This window comes from Pelovirga sp. (assembly GCF_059864205.1).
This window is the reverse complement of the sequence record NZ_JCBCBS010000153.1, coordinates 1-19419: the sequence shown is the minus strand read 5'-3', so window position 1 is coordinate 19419 and position 19419 is coordinate 1. Positions and strand designations below refer to the sequence as shown.

Genomic DNA, 19419 nt, shown 5'->3' with positions numbered 1-19419 from the left:
GGATAGACGCCATCTCGTTTCAGAACGTAATTTCCTGCCAACCGTCCACCAACGGAAAATATAAGGCGGCCTTGACCTCGTGGTCCGGGTCAAAATCCTGCATCAGTTTGGTGTATATCTGCAGTTGCGGCTGATAGCGGGACGCTTCACGCTGGAGAAAATCTTCGAGCTTTTCAGTCGGCGTGGGCATGCTGGTTTTATAATCAACAACCCAGCGCAACCCATCAGTGACAAAGGTCCGGTCAATCACCCCGTGGACCATCTGTTCATCTTTAAAACCACTCAAAGACAGCTCCGTTGCCTGTTCAGGATAGGAGGCCAGCAACCATTGTCCGCGCGGACTTGCCAATGTTCTGTCAACAGCCTCCATCACCTTTTGGGTTGCTGCTGTCAGGTCTTTTTGTCTGACGCCTAAGCCCTGTAACGATTGCGCGATCTGTGCTGCCCGCTGCCCCTGTTTCAAATCCCTCCAGACACCACGACCAGCCAGGCAGATACGTTCAAAAATCTGATGAACCAGGGTGCCGACATGACGATGCAGCGATTTTTCCCAGCCGCTGTACAGCTCGTCAACCAGGTTGCCGGCAGCGGTGGTTGAGGCCGTTTTGACGGCAGGTAAGGAGATCAGTGGAACACCAGCAACTTGTGGCAAGGTCCAGGAACTCTGCAAGCGCTGCAGTGTCACCAACCGCTCTGCAGCAACAGCCGTAACCGCCTGCGGTTCGAGTTGCTCATAGGCATGGCCAACCTGGGGCCAGAGCTTTTCCAGCAGAGATCCCGTCGCCGGCCGCAAATCACCATTTTTATCCGCCTGGGCGTGGCCGAGCAGGTGCAGATGACGGATGGTCCGGGTGGTCGCAACATACAAAAGCCGCGCATTTTCAAAATCATCCTTGCACGCCTCCAGCTGTGACACCAATTTGTAAACCGGGTCTTTTTCGCGGCTGCCACGCGCACTGACCGGCGCCAGTAACAGCCCGTGTTCCGGATGTTCAAGCCAACGCAACAAGGGCGCGTCGGAGGTACGGGTTTTCTTTCCCAGTCCGGGAAGAATGACGGTATCAAACTGTAATCCTTTGGCCTTATGGATCGTCATGATCTGCAGTTTGCCACTCGAGCGACTGTCGGGGGGGGAATATAGCTGCTGCAAGCGCCGTGACAATTGCTCGATTTCGGCAAGATCTCCCCCCTGATCAAGCTCTTCAATCAGGTCGAAAACCAGCTTGATATCGGTTGCGGCATGTTCTGCCAGCCCCACCGGGCCACCAAGGGCCAACCAGCAGCCTTCAACCAGTTCACGCAACGGCAGCTGTGATCGTACTTTCATTCCCCGTTGCAGAATCGGCCATACCCGTTTGAGGCGCCGGCAGCCATCATCACTCAAGCCCGCAATGACGGTCTCATCAGCAATCATGGCAGGAATAGTCCGCTCATGGGGGTCAGCGCAGAGGATGGTCAGGTCATCCAGGGTCAGTCCACACCAGGGCGCCCTGAGGATCGCGGCCCAGGCCAGGCGATCACCGCGATGAAGCAGCGCGCGGGTTAAGTGAACAATATCGAGCACTGCCGGACGCGCTTCAAGACGATCGATGTCTTTGGCCTGGTAGTCGATGCCACGCTGACGCAACAGCGGCAACAACTGACGCAGGTGGTTACGACCTCGCACCAGAACGGCGATGGTTTGCTGCGGATCCTGGGCTTGGGCCGCCTGGATAATAGCGACAATCCGCTGGGCTTCGGCGTTATCATCAACGGCGGCAAAGGGGTGAATAGTGACCGCTTCCCCGGCCAGTAACGGCTTGACGGCCAGGGCGGTTGCCACCGGCACAGCGCCGCTAGTGACATCCATCTGTGCCGGAAAGATGGTGGTAAAAGCCTGATTGACCCAGTCAACCATCCCCTGTTGCGAGCGGAAATTACAGCATAAGCGTATCGGGGTCAGCGGCAGGTTGGCGCTGCCGAATGATCCTTTGAAACTATGGAGGAACAGGCCGACCTCGGCTTCACGGAAACGGTAGATCGACTGCATCGGATCACCGACCAGAAACAGGGTGCGGCCATCTCCCGCAGTCCAGCCTGCGGTCAGAGTGCTGAACAACTGATATTGCAGGCGCGATGTATCCTGAAACTCATCGACCAGAATATGCTGCAGCTGATGGTCCAATTGCAGCAGTAAATCACTCGGGTTTTCCGCCTCCCCCAGGGCCTGATTAGCCTTCAGCGCGATCTCGATAAAATCGGCCTGACCGCGGGAACGAAATACCAGCCACAGCTGCGCCACCAGGCGTGGCAACAGATCAAACAGAGCCTCGAGCAGTTGCCACTGGGTGGGGCTGTACAGGTGTTGCGGTAACGTCCGCAACCGGTCAAATGCCGGCGCCAGACCGGGCACCCGCTCCAAGTGCTCGAGCAGATTGGCCATTTTCTGCTTGGCTGGTTTGTACTTCTCGCCCGGCGGAAAGCCGCTGTTTTTCGTCAAGGATTTCCTCAATGTACCAGCGTTGGTCAACAGCAAGTCGGCAAGCCCGCACCAGAGCGGCATCTGCGCCATGGTCGCCGGGGGTAACGCTAGCCGGCCACGCCATTGGCCTATGGCAACATCGTCAGGGCAGTGGTGAGCGGCAAAATCGACACAGGCCAGCAGGTCGTCAACCAGGGGTACGGGAATACTCCGGCGGGCGCGCTCCAGATGGTCGTTACAGATGCGTTCCAGGCCGGCATTAAGTTCACTGCGCAGCATGTCTTTATCGCTGGATAAGTGCCTGAGCCATTGATCGCGCCGGCCGAGGAGGCTGATGAGCATGCGCTGCACCACTGCCATGTCGTTATCCAGATGGTCGAGGACGATTTTCAACGCGTCGCTGACCGGGCCCGGCTGTTCCAGCTGCGCGAGGAGCTGGACGACTGCCGCTTCGTACAGTTCCGTCGCGTCGTTACTCATATCCGGCATGCCGCCAAAGCGTGTCACCCAGGGCATCTTGCGAACGATAGTGGCACCAAAGCTGTCAATCGTCTGAATCGCCAACTGGGCGGGATTGAGCAGCAGACCCTCACCCTGGCGTTCGAGGGCCCGGCGCGCCAAACGCCAGGTCAAAGCCTCATGTTCGGCCGTGGGCTCCGGTGTGGTCGCGGCTGCAGATAACGCATCGAGCAAACGCCGGCACATTTCAGCGGCGGCCTTATTGGTAAAGGTGATCGCCAGAATCTGCTGCGGCTTGTCGACGACGGCAAGCAGAGCCAGCAACCGCTGTATCAGCAACTCGGTTTTACCTGAACCGGCCGGAGCCTGGACAATACAGGATATATTAACGTCGATGGCCCGGAGTCGCTGTTGTTGGTCAGCGCTACTCATTGCTCCCCTCCTCGTCGATGTCACCGATGCGACACAGACCGGGCAGATCACAGTAGCGGCAGCTTCTATGGAGATCAAACGGCTTGACACGGGCAGCACCGGCGGCAAAATCGGTTGCTAGTTGATCAAGTTGCTGGTGCCAGAAGTCGATCAGGGTGGGCCAGTCGCTGACGCCAATCTCCTGAGCCTGGGATATTGCTGCCACCGCGCGCACTTTGCCAAGCAGACCGTCTTCACCGGCAATCCCCGTGATCCTGCATTGCCCGGCTTTGACCTGGGCGACAACAATCCCTTGAGCCTGATCACTCTTCGCATCACCAGCAACCGCATAGCACGGCAACTGCGGCTCAATCAACGGCACTGTTAAAAAATCCGCGATACTCATGGCACTGCCGGTTTTGTAGTCAATGATCATCCGCTCACCTGTAGCCAGCTGATCGATACGATCAATCTTCAATGTCAACAGCAGCGGGCCAATACTGACCTGGTGACTCTGCTCGGTCTGGACCACCATGAAAGGCTCACGCCGACTTTCAATATGTTCAAGCCATTCGCTCACCAGCTTGATCAAGCGCCGCTTTTCCAACAGAAAAAGTTGTTGATTCAGAGCAGGTTCTACGCCCCATACCGCTGCCAGAGCTTTTTCAACCGCTGTGGTGATGCCCTCCTGTACCTGCACTGCTGATAGTTGCAGATACTGATGTTGACTACCCCATCGACTCCAGACATCCTGCAACACCAGATGCAACAGATTACCGCGTACCAAGGGGGACAGCCCCGCGACAACCTGATCAAAGCGGCGCACCGCCAGCCGATGATGGACAAAAGCACGAAACGGACAATGCGCCTGATCCTGTAATAAACGGGTGCCACCGCTGGACTCGTGGGTTGGCAACGGCGGTCCCTGATCATCCTGCCAGGATTCAAGATCCGCCACCATGGTTTGCAACTGGTTCGGCAGGGCGACATCATCTGCCAGAGGGAGCGTATCGACCAGCTCAATTTCCTTGATCAAAGGGCTCGGACTCAAATCGGTATCACCCGAACGCTGTGCATAGCTGAAAACAATATTGCCGGCAGCACAGCGTAAACGTGACACTACCTGTCCGGCAAACTCCAATTCACGGGCAAAGCTGGCATGCGGCATCTGCAGTTCGTCCTGCAGGCGAAAAGGGATAAAGGGGTTGGGACGTGGATAAGCGGGCAAGGTGGCGGCATCCAATCCCATCACCCAGAGATGATCGAAATGCAGTCCCGACGATTCCAGTAGACCGACCACCTGAACCGGGCCGCTCGCGCGTTGCGGTTGAAATTCTGTCTGCGTGGCGATTCTGCGTATTATCCGCAGCGCCCGGTTGCGCTCGATCGGTTTGGCGGTTGGATCAATTGCAGCAAAGCGGCTCAAAACTTTGTCGTACCAGGCTGTGACCGCCTGATAACTGACACTTGATAAAATAGCTCCCTGGGGCCAGCCACAGGATTTCAGCTCAGCGGCGAAAAGATCGGCCCACTCTTCTGCCGTGACCGCGCGTTGACCAGCAGCCTTCATACTGGACAGAAGATCTTCAAAACCGGAAAGTCCGCCAAACTCCTTTGCTAAGCGCAGCAATGCGGCAAGGCTGAATTGTTGTTGCTGGAAAGCTCTCAAGCGCCGGTCAAACAGGGCACGACGATCCGCCTCCTGCTGACTGCCGCTGATAAAAGGGGTACGCAACAGGCAAGAAACACGATCCATGGACATCTGTGGTTGAACATCCAGACAGGCCAGAGCTGCGGCAATAACCCCCTGTTGTACCAGGGGGGAACCAAGCGAAAGGCCGAACACGCTGGTTTCATCGAATTTTATTGCTGCTAGCGGATCCATTTGCTGCCCCAGGGCGCGCTCAATCTGTGAACGGCGACGCTGCAGATCGGGCACAACAATGCCAATAGAATCAACCCCCTGTTCCAACAACAGCCGCACCCAGCGCGCCATCCGCAGCCCTTCGTCATCTTCATCGGCGGCGGCATAACGGATAACCCGCCCCACTGCCCCGCGGGTCATATCGAGTTCACTGCAATGGTGTCCACATTCATGCATCAGGGCTTTAAGTCTGACGACACCAGGCGGCAACTGATCGAAACCGACCAGCAGTATTTTCTGCGGCAGAGATAATTGTTTGTTGGCAAATGCGTCAAGAATACGCGTTGACAGCCCGCCCTCATCGAGCCACTGCCGCTCTTCACATAGCCGCAGGTACTTGCTGCGCCAGCCCATAAACATGTGCTGGTCCTCGGTTAACTGGTTGCGCTCAGGGACCAGAGCATACTCACTCAATAGATTATGGGCGCGCACCGCCGTATCGGTGGTGCAATCAAGATTCATCAGCTCCAAAGAGGAACCGCGAGTCACGGAGGCGATCAAGGTTTCCCACTGATGGTGTTGCTGATATGTTGTCAGCAGGCGCCCGCTTTCGCCAATGGCAGCTAAACCCTGCTGCAACCAGGCGGTGTAGGGATAGATAGGCGCACTGGGCCATACCTGCAGCTGTTTGGCGACCATCGAGCGGTCATAAACTGTGCGCAGATGCCGATACAGGCGCTTGTTTGCGGTAAGAACGACAGCGCCCTCTTCAACAGCCGTAATAACCTGCTGCGCAAAAAGGTTGATCATGATAACTCTTTCGCAACACAAGGAAGGAACAGGGCCAAGCCGGCAGAAATTCAACCGTCATAAGTACCATAGAACGATCAGCAATTCAAACCTGGGGGTACTGAAAACTGCGGCGGGGTCATGGCGTTTTTCACTACATTTGCAAATTTTTTTTCGCTACAATAGCAGTAACTGTTCAGCACCGGATCGGGGCTCCTATGACAAGGGACGCTTTTCGTCATCCATGACCGCTTGTTGTCGCCGTCCATGGCGACAAACACCCTTGCTGCAGGAGCCCCGATCCGGCGCAAGGATAGTGGTAAATAGTTACCAATAACAAAGCTGTCTGCTGCCGGAAATAATCGGCCCGGGCGCTAATCATAGACTGGTGTCTTAAGTGTTCCTCCGACCCTTTGTAGCATAGCTTACAACCATATACTGTACAGGCAAACAATGAACAGTGAACCGGCAGACTTTGAACTCACACCAGCATCCACCCTCATCCGCGGCTTCTGGATTGACCTCGGTAGCCGGATGGAAAAAGACTCCGGCTGGATACGCATCGAATGGCTGATCGCCAATCGTCTGGAATTAGTCAAACCAGGGGAAACCGCTGTCGGGCAGTTATACCGTTATCCGGTCGACAACAGCCTCTGGCATTACTGGCTGGTTGCGCCGCAGATGGCAGATGGTGGACCACCTGCTCTCGAAAAAATCAGTGAACAGCAGGCGGCAACAATCTTCGGCTACGGGTGATCGTTATCATCGTTACGCCGCTTGACCGGATGACACCCTGCTACCCAGCCCCCCATGTTATCATGGCAATGACGCAGTCGTTCTTTTACCCAAGACAGAAACGAAAGATCCATGAAAACGATCAATCTGGTTATCTATTTCCTGTTGGCTCTGGTCATTGCTTTTGGACTGTCGATCTATTTTCACAGTCGCATCGATGACCTCAGTGTCAGCGACCCAGTCATTCCGGTGCCCCTGGAAGAACCGCTAAAACGCCCGGTGGTACGCTACCCGGTGCCGGACAGCGTGCCGGCACCAGATCAGCCTCCTGCACCGCAACAACCGGTTGCAGAGGTAGCACCGCCGTCGAGCGACCCGCTCAGCACCTTGCCTGAACAACTGCCAACCATTGACGAAAGTGACGTTCTGGTCGATCAGGCCCTGGTTGATGTGCTAAGCGGTCGTGCCTTTAGTAACTTGGTGATTATTGACAGCTTTATTCAACGCCTGGTGCTGACCGTCAATAATCTACCGGAAAAAAAATTGCCTTTAGCCCATGTCCCTTTTGAATTTCCTGAAGGAATCTTCATTGCGGCGGGTGAGGAAGAAAACCTGCGGATTTCTGATGAAAACTACCAGCGCTATGTCCCGTACCTGGATCTGCTTGAGAATACCAACCCGGACACGGTTATCAGAGTCTACGTTTATCTCTATCCGTTGCTGCAAACCGCCTATCAACAACTGGGCTATCCTAACGCCTACTTTAATGATCGACTGGTTTATGTGATTGGCCATCTGCTGGAAACACCCAACCCCGAGGATCCGCTGGCCTTAAATCACCCATCGGTGCTCTATACTTACGCCGACGTGACGCTGGAAAACCTTTCTGCCGGGCAAAAGATCCTGCTGCGGATGGGTAAGGAGCAGCGTACCCGTGTCATGTCGGTGTTACGCAATTACCATTTTCGCCTGACCCGCCTGCTGCCATAATTGCACAGACAGTTATCCCGGCAACAAACGCAGAGCCTTCAATGTCTTTGGCGGCGCTCAGGTCCCGCATATTCATCACTGTCGCTTCTGCGTATCGGATCTAAGCCGACATAAGCCCATCCTTCGCCACGCTGGAACTTGACGATCATATTTTCTTCTATGAGGATCTGCAGACTGAGTGGATCTACCTGATCCATCATTCCATCCTCATATACAACCGGCACGCTCAGCATGGCATTCCTCCATCGGCAAATAGATTTCCTGTCATTGTAACTGATTTTATTCATATTTCAACTCTTGCGACAGAACATTCAACTTACCGTTCTCCTGTTAGCGGTTTACCTGTTAGCGGTTTACCTTGACACCCCGGACAGATAGCGCATAATAGTCGGCTGTAAACTTTTTTCCTGTGTGGATTTATTGTCATCTCATCGCAACAAAAAACCACACACCAAAAAAGGTGGACCTTAACAACACCATCTGAATCATCATTTTACTTGGAGGATCAAGCAGTTATGAAGCGTGTATTGCTCTTTGTTGCAACCAACCTGGCAATCATTCTGGTCTTGAGCATTGTGCTGAGCTTGCTCGGTGTAGGCAGCATGCTTGATGAGCAGGGTGTCGGCCTGGATATGACCAACCTGCTCATTTTCGCCTCGGTGTTCGGTTTTGGCGGCGCCTTTATCTCCCTGGCCATGTCTAAATTCGTCGCGAAGCGGATGACCGGTGCCAAAGTGATTACCACCCCCAACAATGAAGCTGAAGCCTGGTTATTACAAACGGTGAAACAACAGGCGGAAATTGCCGGCATCGGCATGCCGGAAGTGGCTATCTATGATGCGCCGGAAGTCAACGCCTTTGCTACCGGCATGCGCCGCAACAGTGCTCTGGTGGCAGTCAGTACCGGATTGCTGCGCTCCATGAGCCGCGATGAAGCCGAGGCTGTCATGGCCCACGAAGTCAGCCATGTTGCCAACGGCGATATGGTCACCCTGGCCCTGATTCAAGGGGTGGTGAATACCTTTGTTATTGTCCTGTCGCGGGTTGTCGGACATTTTGTTGACCGTGTTGTTTTCAAAACCGAGCGGGGTCATGGCCCGGCATTCTACATTACGTCGATTGTTGCCCAGATTGTTTTCGGTATCCTTGCCAGCATCATTGTTTTCTGGTTCAGCCGGCAACGCGAGTTCCGTGCGGATGCCGGAGCGGCACGATTGTCCGGCCGTGAAAAAATGATTGCAGCACTGGAAAAGCTCAAGCGCAACAGCGGCCCGGCGCAACTGCCTGAGCAGATCGCCGCATTCGGTATTTCCGGTGCTAAAGGTCAAGGCATTAAACGCCTGTTCATGACCCATCCACCCCTCGAAGAACGCATCGAAGCCCTTAAGCGCATGGTATAGAGACAACATCCTCAGCCTTGCCATGATATACAGACAACCCAAAGTTTTTTCGGGTTGTCTGTATTTTTTGGGCAAAGGCTACAGATCCGTGACGAGATGACCGACGATGCCGGTAAAAATGTTTTTATCAGCCATTTTGGCATTACTGGAATTGACCGGGCACTGAAATATTCCGCTACCGACCACTACCGATCTTGCCCCACCCTGGGACAGATGATGCTTATGGTTTCGGACTTCTCAATGTGGATAAGGCTCTTTACCTGATCGAAAACAGCCGACCGCCTACGATTTCAGTCAAACCATCGGACCCTTAAGCGCAGGCATCTACGACTGTAAAGTTGTCGTCAATGATGGTCGGGGTGGGGTCAATGAGAGGGCCATTGTGAGTTTTAAGGTCAAGTAATCATCGGCGAGATTAATCGATGTCCAAACCGTTGGCTCAGTCGTTCAACAAGCCATTGATAACCAATTCTCTCCTGTTCCAGACGAACCGAACTACCCAGACTATTGTTGCATAATTCCCGGTAGAGGCAATTCTCAACCTGATTCAGCCTTGTCAAATTGGTTATTTTGGGCTGGGTTTCAGTACCCCAGACGCGTTGGTGCGCCATCAAGGTCGATCGATCCATCAACAGTGATTCAGCGTGCGGGAAGTGTCCGCGTAATTGGTGAAGAATGGCAAAACCGTGGGTATCAATATCGCCCCAATAGTGGATATGTTTTCGCTGCAGCCAGGATGCCGCAGCCAGATTGGCAAACCCGTATCCACCACCAAAAATCACCATGGAACCGGCGACCTGCGGAAAGGCAAGAAAGTTGATTTCATTTTCGGTAATAAACACCGTTGAAATCGGCAGATCAAGGTCAGCAAAGGCTGTTTGCGTGACAACAAGATCCTGATCAGATCGCGTCGGCAATAAAGGGATGTTTGGATCCAGCAAACGAAAACGCACCCGCACCGGTTTATCGAGAAAGCCGTAACGCCGACAGAACCCGCCACTGCCTGAAAACCTGGCATCGGTTGCATCTTCAGGCACAACCAGATCGAATAATTCCGTCAAAATGCCGCGATACTCTTCAATGAATTTGCTGTGGACACCTGGCAGATCGATCTGGCGCAAATAGATACCCGGGCGCGGATTCTTTCTAAGCCAGTCAACCACATTCAGCAGTTGTGGCCAGACACTTTCTAATTCAAGAACTTTCAGTGGCCGCTTGACAAGCCAGGGGAGCAATTCGGGTTGTTGTTCGCTGGTTAATGCCACCAGTGTGCGAAACTGCCCGGCGCTATGCATTTTACCGATCAATTCAAAAGCATCGTCTAAGGTATCGACCCAGATTGCGGCGGGAATATCATTATTACCAAGAACCGGGTGATTGATGCGGCGCCATTCAATCCGGTAGTTCCCGGACCCTGCGCTCAAGCGCGCAATCCAGCCCCTGACCTCGGCAAAAGAGTCACTCAACTCCCTTGAATTAGGCCCCTTAAGTTGCAAACGCCGAGGAAAACCCGCCTCTCCGCTCACCAGCGCCGACAGCAACAGACCACGATCCCACAGCCGCTTGACTTGTGTCTTCAGATCAGCCGGTATCGTCCATTTCATTCCTTGAGCCTCTGCTTTTCAGCCCGGTATTCCTCGATACTCAAATTGCGCAAAACCGAAGCCTTGCCATCTTCGTTGTAAACAAAACCAACGCAGGCGACAAAAGGTTCGATGATATGGATTTTCTGCAACGGGGTAACAATCAATAGTTGCAGATTGAGTTGCGAAAAAAGCTGCAAGCCATACTGGGCCGACTCGTCGGACCCACGCCCGAAAGCTTCATCGATGACAACAAAACGAAACGAACGCGAACGGATTACCCCCCACTCAAGGCCGAATTGATAGGCGAGGCTGGCGGCCAATACGGTATAGGCTAGTTTCTCTTTCTGTCCCCCGGACTTGCCACCTGAGTCAGCATAATGTTCGTACTCACTGTCGTCTTCGCGCCAGCGCTCGGCGGCAGCAAAGACGAACCAATTGCGCACATCCGTTACTTTGGCGGTCCAGCGTCGATCAAGGTCAGAAAAATCTTCGCGCCCACGAAAGCGTTCAATGATCCGTTTCACCTGAAGAAACTTGGCCTCTGAATACTGGGGATTCTGTGAACCGCGCAAGGTATCATCGGTGCAGGCACGCAACTCGCTCTGGAATTCTCGAATCTCAGCATCTAGGGTCAGCTGAGCTTCAAGGCTGATATAACGGCCCGGATTGTAGTCGATCTGGGTTAATGATTCGTTGATCCGGGCAATCCGCTCCTTGATGGTTTCGCGCTCACGAGCTAATTGTGATTGAAAATTCGCCACTTCACGAATGGTATTTTCATTCAACAACTCCTTGAAACGACTCTCGAAACGCGGTAGATCGTCGGCCTGAAGCTGCTGCAGCATCGTTCTGAATTCGGAACCGGCGGCAATATTGACATCGGCATCACGGGTTTCAAGTGGCCACTCTTTCTTGTATTCCGCCATGGCTTTGATAATTTTTTCACCCAACTTGCTGAGCTTTCTGTCTTCGTTATCAATCCGGGTCTGCAGCCAGTCGCGCATGTCGCGTTCCCGATTGTCACAGGACTCAACTGTCAGCTGATGACTTCCCAGGGCTTCTTCCCGCAGCTCCTCAAGAACCGAAAAGCGCTGCACGGTAGCGTCGGGCAGATCCGCCAGCAACATCTGAGACTGTTGCTGCAATTCTTTGGCATCACTGATTTTTTGTTCGGTGCGGGCGCGCTGATCGTTGCGATCTTTAAGTTTTTGCTCGATCCCGCTGATGGTCTCCTCAACGCTGTGCAGCTGATCCATCAAGGTCTTTAACAGATCGGATGCCGCTTCCAGTTCCTGCCTTTCGGTTTCCAGCCGGGCGACGGCAACAGCGACAGGCTGCCAGTCCAGCTCACGATAGTCCGCATATTCTCCAAGCTTGGACAGGGTTTGCAGACGTTCTTTCAGCCTCGACTGTTCCTGATGCAAGGTACTGATGCGGCTGCCCAGTTCCGCCAGGTGGTCTTCCTGTTTTTTGGCTCTGGCTTCAAGTACCGCGATCTTTTCGGCGTTACTCCATCCCAGCACATAACGACTGCGATCATCGAGAGGGTGGCGATCATCTTTTTCATGACGTTCTCCCGGCGCCTTGATCTGTCCGGCAGGTGTGACGGCGCGCTTTTCGCGACGAAATTGCTCCTGTGTGAGACAGCAGGCCAGGTCAAAGCGGTGGGCTACTTCCCGTTCAAGCCAGTCGTAAAAGGGGGAATCAGGCTTGACCAGCAGTTTACGCACCAGGGAATCGGGGTGAAGGGTCGGCAGTCCGCCCCGCTTGACATCACGGACGCGGAAGTAGACCAGTCGACCACGCAGGTTGGTTTGATCAACCCACTGTGCTACCCGGGCATAGTAGGTATCAGGGACCAGCAACGACAAACCAAAGTTATGCAGCAGCCGCTCAATCGCCCCCTCCCATGAGCGTTCTTCCTCGCGTACCTGCATCAATTCACCGGCAAAAGGCATCTCAGCTTCGGGCAAATTCAGCGTCTTACTTAGTGAACGCCGCAGGCTGATCTGCTTTTCATCAATATTGCTCTTGCGTGATTTCAAACCGCTGATTTCGGTTTTAAGCTGGTCGTACTCACCACGACCCTGGGCAAAGAAAACCCCGGCCTCATTGATCTCGTTCTGAACGCGGATTTCTTCATCCTCTGCTGCTTGCCGTTGCTGTGAGATCAGCGCCTGTAAACGTCCGAAGCCTTCCATTGTCGCTGGCGGCGCCTCACCCACCAGATCCAGAAGCTTCTCATAACGGCGGGCTTTTTGGCGACGTCGGTCAAGCTCTTCCTGATGACGACGAATCTCCTCACCAATAGCAGCAATGCGATCGCCACCATTTTCAGCAATATTGCGGCGCAATTCACGTTCCTGCGCTTGTCCATCACGGCGTTGTTCATCAAGTCCGGCAATAGCCGACTGATGACGACTTAGATCCTCATTCAACGCTATCAGGCGTTTTTCCAGTAAACTCAATTTTAAACGGGCAAACCAGGGGCGCAGGGCATCGCGACAACCACGTAGATTTTCAGCGGTCCGCGACAGTTGCTGATGGCGATCACAATCAGCCACCAAAGGTTCCAGTACCTCGACCTGGTGTTTGGCCTTTAAAACCGCCTCATGAGCCCGGGTAAGATCCTCAAAGTGGCCAATCAAGGCAACGATACGCGGCGCCACGTCAAACGCCTCCAACATGTGGCTGCGAACAAAATCGGTTAAATTACCGACCGATTTGAGAGACACGGTCTGATGAAACAGTTCCAGGGCCTGGTCATTATTGATACCAAAACGGCGCCGAAACCAGGAACCGTATGGAGGAAAACTGTCGAACAAATCCACGCCGCCGGCGCGAAGCTGCTTACGCAGCCCGCCGATCTCGCTGCCGAAGCCCGAGAAGTCAGCACTGATGGAAAGATCGCGCTCGCAGGCCACATACAACCGTGCCGGTTGGGTGCTGGTGTCCTTGGTCCAGAAGACCTGGGCCAGGGTTACGGTTTTGTTGTAACCGGCATTGTGAAAAACCCCGAGGATGACCGAATAGCAGTTCGTATCACGCAGGGGAACCGGCTTGGTACTGCCCAGGGCTTCCTGACGCTCGGATTTGTAGTAGCCCTGCACATAGGATCGCAATGAGCGCTCGCGGCTGTCGGCCCCGGCCGCTTTATTGTAGGCAACCCGATGACTCGGCACCAGCAGGGTGGTAACGGCATCGACCAGGGTTGATTTACCGGAACCGATGTCACCGGTTAAGAGGGCGTTCTTGCCACCGGTTCGCAAGGTCCAGACCCGCCCGTCGAAAGTGCCCCAGTTGAAAACTTCAAGACGATGCAAGCGGAATCCGGCCAATTGATCGTCGCCGATAAATTCCAGCTCCAGGTTTTCACTCATCTGTCCCCTCCGCTGCACCGCTTAATTGCTGCTGATATTCAGCCAGACGTTGATCAAAATCGGCAAGCCACTGGGCATCGACATAAGCCTTGATGATTCGTCGAACTTCAATCATCTGCCCCTGCCCGCGCAAGCGCCGAACAAAGCCGAGTTCGGCAACCTTGTTCAGGGTCGCGTCAACCTGATCCATCAGCTTGACTTCGTTACTCCCTTCAGGCAGAAAAATGCGGATTAATTCCACCACCTCTTCACGAGACAGGATGAGACGCGTCTCCCCGGCCTGGGCATCGAACTCGGCCAGCTTTTTGCGCAACAATGCCAATAGCAGACTGACGGGATAGGATAGTTGGCGGCGGGCGATCAGCCGTGGAACACTTGCAGTACCCTCCTCATCTGTTTCCGGGCGGGAACGTAAAAAGGCATAGCCTTCTGCCTCATCGACAATCAGCTCCAGGCCGATCACCGCAACATAATCCTGAACACTGCCTTGCAACTGCAGCAAAGAAGTCCACAGCCCCTGCTGCTCTTCACGATAGACCACCCCTTTGAGCAAGGGCACCACGACCAGTGACAGTTCGTGGGGAGGGTTGCCCGACTCGGCACGATCCTTTTGTATATTATCCGTCATTGGTTCCTCAGTAAGATTATCCGTGGCAGACTCGCCCGCCGCACCACTCCGTCATCTGCTTCCCAGCTGATGTGATCCTCCACCTCATCATCAACCACGGTATCAGGCCAGTCACCAGCTAGTTGCAGATAGGCCACCAGTTCGGCCAGTCCATGGCGCAGCGGATAGCGGGCAACCACCTCGGCAAGGCTGACCTGATGTTGCCCCTTCAGCGCCTGGCGAATATGGTCAGTAAGTTCCGCACGGTCAACGATAATCTGGGCATAAAGGATAGCCGCGTCAACATCAGCGTCCCCTTCATCCATCACCAGATCAGAAATCACCGGCTTAAATGGGGCGCGATAGAGCGGCCTTTCCAGCGCCAGGTCAACGCTAACGCTGGTGTCGGACAGGGGCATAAAATTTCCCACCGGCTGATGCTCCCGTAAATCCAGGGCGCGGCTTTCAACACTGCGGAGGATATCCATAATCCGCCGATTTTCCAACCATGCCTGATCATCTAGAAAACGGCGTAACTGCTCCGACAGGCGCGCTACCGTTCTTTGGGTATGCTCCCCAGCTTCCAGCCAGTCGTAGTGAACCCGTTGCAATCGGATATCCGGGCGCATCTCAAGGATTGGCGGTAACGCCAGAACCTGTTCAAGCAGCCGGCTCAATTCTTCCTGGCGCGACTGGGACATGAGAAAATCCCAGAAAGCGCGAAAACTTTTACCCTGGTCCGAATCTGCAATGGCATCCCGTTCCCCCATAATCTGTTCGAGTAAAGCGCCCTTGGCCCCCTCCCACCGGGCAATGCGTTCACGTACACGGCGGTCGAGGGTGCGGAAGTTATGCTCCACCTCACGGAAATCGGTCAACAGCTCACGCGCCAATTGTAGAAATTGTTGAAAGCGATCCTTCAGCGCTGTTTCATCGAGGAGCGGGATGTTTCCCGCCATCACCTGAGCCATTTCCGCGTCAATCTCATTGCGGCGCTTCTGCAATTCCGCCAGGCGCAGTTGCGGATCATCCTGACTCCCCTCATTCATTTGCCGCAACAATTCAAACAGAGTCAGCAGTCGCGATTCTGTACCGACAAAAGAACGTTCCGTCAAACTCTCCAGCCAGGTCAGGGCTTTTTCCGTCGCCGGAGTCAGATCAAAGTGGGGTTCATCGGTAGCGGCTGGATAAAACTTGCGCAACCACCCCTTGTCATTATCAGCCCAATCATTCAGATAAGTTTGTGCGGAACCGGGAAACGCACCGCTTCCCAATTGTTGGCGCAAGGCAAAGAGTTCATCCTCCAGCGCTTCAACCAGATCAGCCTGAGCCATAACCCGCTGGTTAGGTACAATAAAAACCCGCTGCAAAAAACTCGCAACCAGCGGCGCGTGCTGAGCCCGCAGCAGGCGCCAGGCCGGGTGATTTGCCCGCAACAGTTCTAATGTGGTGAAATCAAATGGCATGAATGTTTATTCTATCGAATGACCAGCGCTACGACTCCGGACGCTGTCGCAAAAACACGTCACATCATCAACCAGCACTGTTGCCAACTCAGCAGGAATATCGCCACCCTGGGCAAAGCTTAAGGCCCGCAGCAGCAGTCCGATCTGATCATAATCGAGGATTCCACCCGGCAGTGCTTCTGTATAAGCCCATACACCGGCTTCTGTTCGGCCTAAAGGAGTTTCGCGACCTGCCCGATCTGCTACCGCACACAACAGAGCTGTCAAAGCCAGATCAACAGCGCTGTCCGGCATCTGCTGATCCAGCAATAGCCGGGCGGCGTCAATTTTCTCTCCAGCCTGGCGCTGTAACCTGGATTCGCTTTTCAAGGCTTGAGAGGTGGCAACGTCATAATAATTGTGCATCCCCGCAAGCGGCGTTGCTCCGCCTAGTCGCTGCAAACCTTTTAGCGCTAAACGATCGATCAAGGCAACTGGCAAATGCTTCGATAAGCCTTCGGCACGGAGATCATCATCACTATCGACCTGATCGAGGACAACTACCAGTCCACCGGCGGACCCAAAAATCTGTTCAATACGCAATCCAAAAGCCTGCTGCAACGCCTCGATACAATGGCTAATTGCAGCTTCCTGTTCTTGATCCGTATACCGGCTCGGATTTGGTTCAATGGATGCAACATTTGCCGTCGCGTGCTCCACATTTTCGGCTGTAGTCTGTGCCGCTTCGTCAGTAGCCTGTCGAGATCCAGACAAATCCTCAATCAGGGTATCAAGCAGCTTTTTTGACACTCCGACAACATCCTCGGTAGCATCCTCATTAATAACATTATCAAACAAATTCTGCTTATTCCTGACCAGGGAAAGATTGGCGCGTTTTTTCAGGCTACGAATAACCACCTGATAGCGCCGGGGGAAGTGGGTTGCAGACGCTACCGTTTCTGCCTGCCACACACCAAACCAGGGCTCACCACCTAAATGCTCCACCTTCACTTCCGTTCGGCCGCGCTGAACCCGGTCGCGGATCGCCGAATCAACAGCAGAAAACAATTGCCCAACGGCATCCTTTTGCTCCGCGTAAGCATAAAATACCGCCACCATGTGACAACAGATTCCTGACCCATCCTGACAGGAGCATTCCAGTACAAGTTCATCTTCCGCAGCACAGATCTCAACGGTACATGGGTACTGAAGCGCTGAGTCCTCTACCTGCGCCCAAAGCCGTGTTTGGCTTTGGTCAACATCTAACACCCGCTTTTCCTTGAAAAAACGCAATCCATCATTAACCGTCTCTATTGAAGCTATCTGCTCCAAACCTTCACGGTCAAAGTAAAAGGGGTCCTCCTGCTGATGCTCAAAAGTGTAATGCATTAATGTGTCTCCCGATCAGGTTCGGTTATTGTAAAGATATCCAATTCACTACAGGCGGACAGCTTGCGCCGCGGAATTTTATCTATGATGGCTTCTCATACCAGAATTCAATCCTCTGGGAAGTTCCTGTTCTCATTTTAATCCTTCCAGATATTTTTCAAACCTGCGGCACATACGCTCGAAGGCTTTTAATTCGGACTGGGTCATCTGGTCGTAATGATCAGGCAGAATACCGTCATCAGCGACCGCTTCGCACAGCTTCTCCAGCGGATCGTCCTGATACTCCTCGTGCAGGGAAACATCTCGGATGATCGTGCCGCCAAGCAACCAGAGATGGCCACGATACTGGGCGAAGGTCTTTTTTGGACAATCCCTCGTCATAAAGCGCCTGCAGAAAACCGCCAAACCAGGGCAACAGCTTCTGGCCGTAGGCGAGATCTTCCGCAACGCCCATCCAGCTCCTCGGCCACCTGTCGAAATCCGGTGTCCAGGCGCGAAAACTCACTGCCTCACTGTTCCTGACCATATTCACATCACCCCCAAAATCCACCCCTCGACCGGGGCAACAGGACATTGGCCGGGCAGCATGTCCGGCTTGAGAAATTTGCCGAGGCTGCCATCCATATCCACCTGTCGCAACCAGGCGGCAGTGACATAGGCATCGTGCTGGTCTGGTGTGCGGCCTTCACATGGAGTGCTCTTGCTCCACAACGACGGGTAGACTTCGACCAGTGCAGACTTACCCGCAGGAATTTCCCAGCCATCGAAGGGCCAGAAGTGAACCCGGCCGCCAAGCTGATTGCGCAGATAGCGCAGCCAGGGCAGCCCGGCGTGGGTCGATTTGGCTACCGAACCGGGTACGTCGAAATGAAAGACCGACTTGGCCCCGGCTCGCTCCTCGGTGATCCGTCGCCAGCGGGCGCTGCCGGACCGGGCCTCGCCCTCGCCCCGTGAACCGTGGCGAATGAAATCGACGTAGGTGTGTTCGTCATCGGTCGGCCAGTGCTTCTGGAAATCGTCGAGGAAGCTCGGCCAATCCGGTTCCAGGTGGTGAACCTCGAAATACCGCAGGGGAAAGGAAAAACCGTGGTCGAGACCAACGATGGTCGGCACATCCCCGGATAACCGCACCGCCAGCCATTCCGCCAGGCCGCGCCGGGTCCAGTATTTGCGCGGGCTGGGCGGCGGCTCCACTTCTACCGGCATAGACTCGCGGCTCGCCTCGTAAACCCGAAGTCCCTTCAGACTGGAATCCGGGGTTTCCGCGCCGGAGTAGTCGATACCGATATATCGTTGGAAGGCAGGATGCGTCATAAACTCACTTTCAGAAATTTACTTGATCGCTTACTTGGTCGGTACTTGATCGCTGAGCCAGGGCATGTCGCATGCCGTGTCGCGAGTTTGTCGCAAGTTTCACCCCCCAAGTCAGCCCTCAAGTCGAGCCCATCTCAAAATGGATCGGGGCGCTGCCGACGGCAGTTATCCGACTTTTCCGGATAACTGAATCCTTTTCATGATGCCGTCCGCCGCTTTTCCTCCTGACGAATTATTAAGCATTGCTTAACAGTTGCGGTCTCAGTTCTCTAAAATCTGAACTATCCGGAATTTCCGGACAGTTGCCACACTGAGGCCGTCTTCACCAGCTATTCGAAAAATTCGAATAACTGTGCTACCACCCGCTTTTCACCATCACCGACATTTTGTTGCAAGCCGTGTCGCGAGTTTGTCGCGAGTTACCCATCGCCGTGCCGGGCTATCACCTGGCGGCCCTTGTCGGTCAAGCGGTATTTCTGCAAGCGGCTGTTGGGCTTGTCGGGGATGGTCATTTCAATCAGACCGGCATTCAGAGCCGGGAGCAGATAGGCCTTGAGAAAATGCTCATCGTCTTTCAGCCCGAGCGCCT

The 19419-nt window shown here is 54.2% G+C and carries 14 protein-coding genes; 3 read left to right on the top strand and 11 right to left on the bottom strand.

Annotated elements, in window-relative coordinates; genetic code table 11:
* Nucleotides 1–19: 19 nt before the first annotated feature.
* Nucleotides 20–3352, bottom strand: coding sequence for a UvrD-helicase domain-containing protein (locus AC6F7T_RS09800; protein ID WP_500718363.1), 3333 nt, complete (start codon nucleotides 3350–3352; stop codon nucleotides 20–22).
* Nucleotides 3345–6005 carry a PD-(D/E)XK nuclease family protein gene (locus AC6F7T_RS09795; RefSeq protein WP_500718360.1) on the bottom strand — a complete coding sequence of 887 codons (2661 nt, stop codon included), beginning with the start codon at nucleotides 6003–6005 and terminating at the stop codon, nucleotides 3345–3347. Before AC6F7T_RS09795 ends, AC6F7T_RS09800 begins: the two co-directional genes overlap by 8 nt.
* Before the next feature lie 432 nt (nucleotides 6006–6437).
* Here AC6F7T_RS09795 and AC6F7T_RS09790 point away from each other — a divergent pair, with 432 nt between their 5' ends.
* Both AC6F7T_RS09790 and AC6F7T_RS09785 read left to right on the top strand, forming a co-directional pair.
* Nucleotides 6438–6740, top strand: coding sequence for an Imm27 family immunity protein (locus tag AC6F7T_RS09790; RefSeq protein ID WP_500718357.1), 303 nt, complete (start codon nucleotides 6438–6440; stop codon nucleotides 6738–6740).
* 111 nt (nucleotides 6741–6851) lie between these two features.
* A complete protein-coding gene (locus tag AC6F7T_RS09785) occupies nucleotides 6852–7709 on the top strand; it encodes a DUF3014 domain-containing protein (protein WP_500718354.1) in 858 nt (285 codons plus the stop codon).
* Between the two features lie 38 nt (nucleotides 7710–7747).
* On the opposite strand, the gene AC6F7T_RS09780 is transcribed toward AC6F7T_RS09785, so the two are convergent.
* On the bottom strand, nucleotides 7748–7996 hold the full coding sequence (locus AC6F7T_RS09780; RefSeq protein WP_500718352.1) for a GSU3473 family protein: 249 nt from the start codon (nucleotides 7994–7996) through the stop codon (nucleotides 7748–7750).
* Between the two features lie 228 nt (nucleotides 7997–8224).
* Between AC6F7T_RS09780 and htpX the strand changes: the two genes are divergently transcribed.
* Nucleotides 8225–9109, top strand: a complete 885-nt coding sequence (htpX, locus tag AC6F7T_RS09775; RefSeq protein WP_500718349.1) for a protease HtpX — start codon at nucleotides 8225–8227, stop codon at nucleotides 9107–9109.
* 395 nt (nucleotides 9110–9504) lie between these two features.
* Here htpX and AC6F7T_RS09770 read toward each other — a convergent pair whose 3' ends face one another.
* The 8 genes from AC6F7T_RS09770 to AC6F7T_RS09735 all read right to left on the bottom strand — a co-directional run bounded on the left by AC6F7T_RS09770 (nucleotide 9505) and on the right by AC6F7T_RS09735 (nucleotide 19408).
* Nucleotides 9505–10713, bottom strand: coding sequence for a DUF3322 domain-containing protein (locus AC6F7T_RS09770; RefSeq protein WP_500718347.1), 1209 nt, complete (start codon nucleotides 10711–10713; stop codon nucleotides 9505–9507).
* Nucleotides 10710–14075 (bottom strand): ATP-binding protein, encoded by a 3366-nt coding sequence (locus AC6F7T_RS09765; RefSeq protein WP_500718344.1) that lies wholly within the window; start codon nucleotides 14073–14075, stop codon nucleotides 10710–10712. The genes AC6F7T_RS09770 and AC6F7T_RS09765 overlap by 4 nt, the downstream gene beginning before the upstream one ends.
* Complete coding sequence (locus tag AC6F7T_RS09760; RefSeq protein WP_500718342.1) at nucleotides 14068–14703, bottom strand: DUF4194 domain-containing protein; 636 nt, start codon at nucleotides 14701–14703, stop codon at nucleotides 14068–14070. The genes AC6F7T_RS09765 and AC6F7T_RS09760 overlap by 8 nt, the downstream gene beginning before the upstream one ends.
* Entirely contained in the window at nucleotides 14700–16148 is a 1449-nt protein-coding gene (locus AC6F7T_RS09755; RefSeq protein ID WP_500718339.1) for a DUF3375 family protein, read from the bottom strand. The genes AC6F7T_RS09760 and AC6F7T_RS09755 overlap by 4 nt, the downstream gene beginning before the upstream one ends.
* A gap of 6 nt (nucleotides 16149–16154) precedes the next feature.
* Nucleotides 16155–17516 carry an SWIM zinc finger family protein gene (locus tag AC6F7T_RS09750; RefSeq protein WP_500718336.1) on the bottom strand — a complete coding sequence of 454 codons (1362 nt, stop codon included), beginning with the start codon at nucleotides 17514–17516 and terminating at the stop codon, nucleotides 16155–16157.
* Nucleotides 17517–17648: 132 nt separating this feature from the next.
* A complete protein-coding gene (locus AC6F7T_RS09745; protein ID WP_500718333.1) occupies nucleotides 17649–17897 on the bottom strand; it encodes a ParB N-terminal domain-containing protein in 249 nt (82 codons plus the stop codon).
* 147 nt (nucleotides 17898–18044) lie between these two features.
* A complete protein-coding gene (locus AC6F7T_RS09740; protein ID WP_500718330.1) occupies nucleotides 18045–18830 on the bottom strand; it encodes a hypothetical protein in 786 nt (261 codons plus the stop codon).
* Nucleotides 18831–19249: 419 nt separating this feature from the next.
* Nucleotides 19250–19408 carry a Fic family protein gene (locus AC6F7T_RS09735; protein ID WP_500718396.1) on the bottom strand — a complete coding sequence of 53 codons (159 nt, stop codon included), beginning with the start codon at nucleotides 19406–19408 and terminating at the stop codon, nucleotides 19250–19252.
* Nucleotides 19409–19419 lie beyond the last annotated feature (11 nt).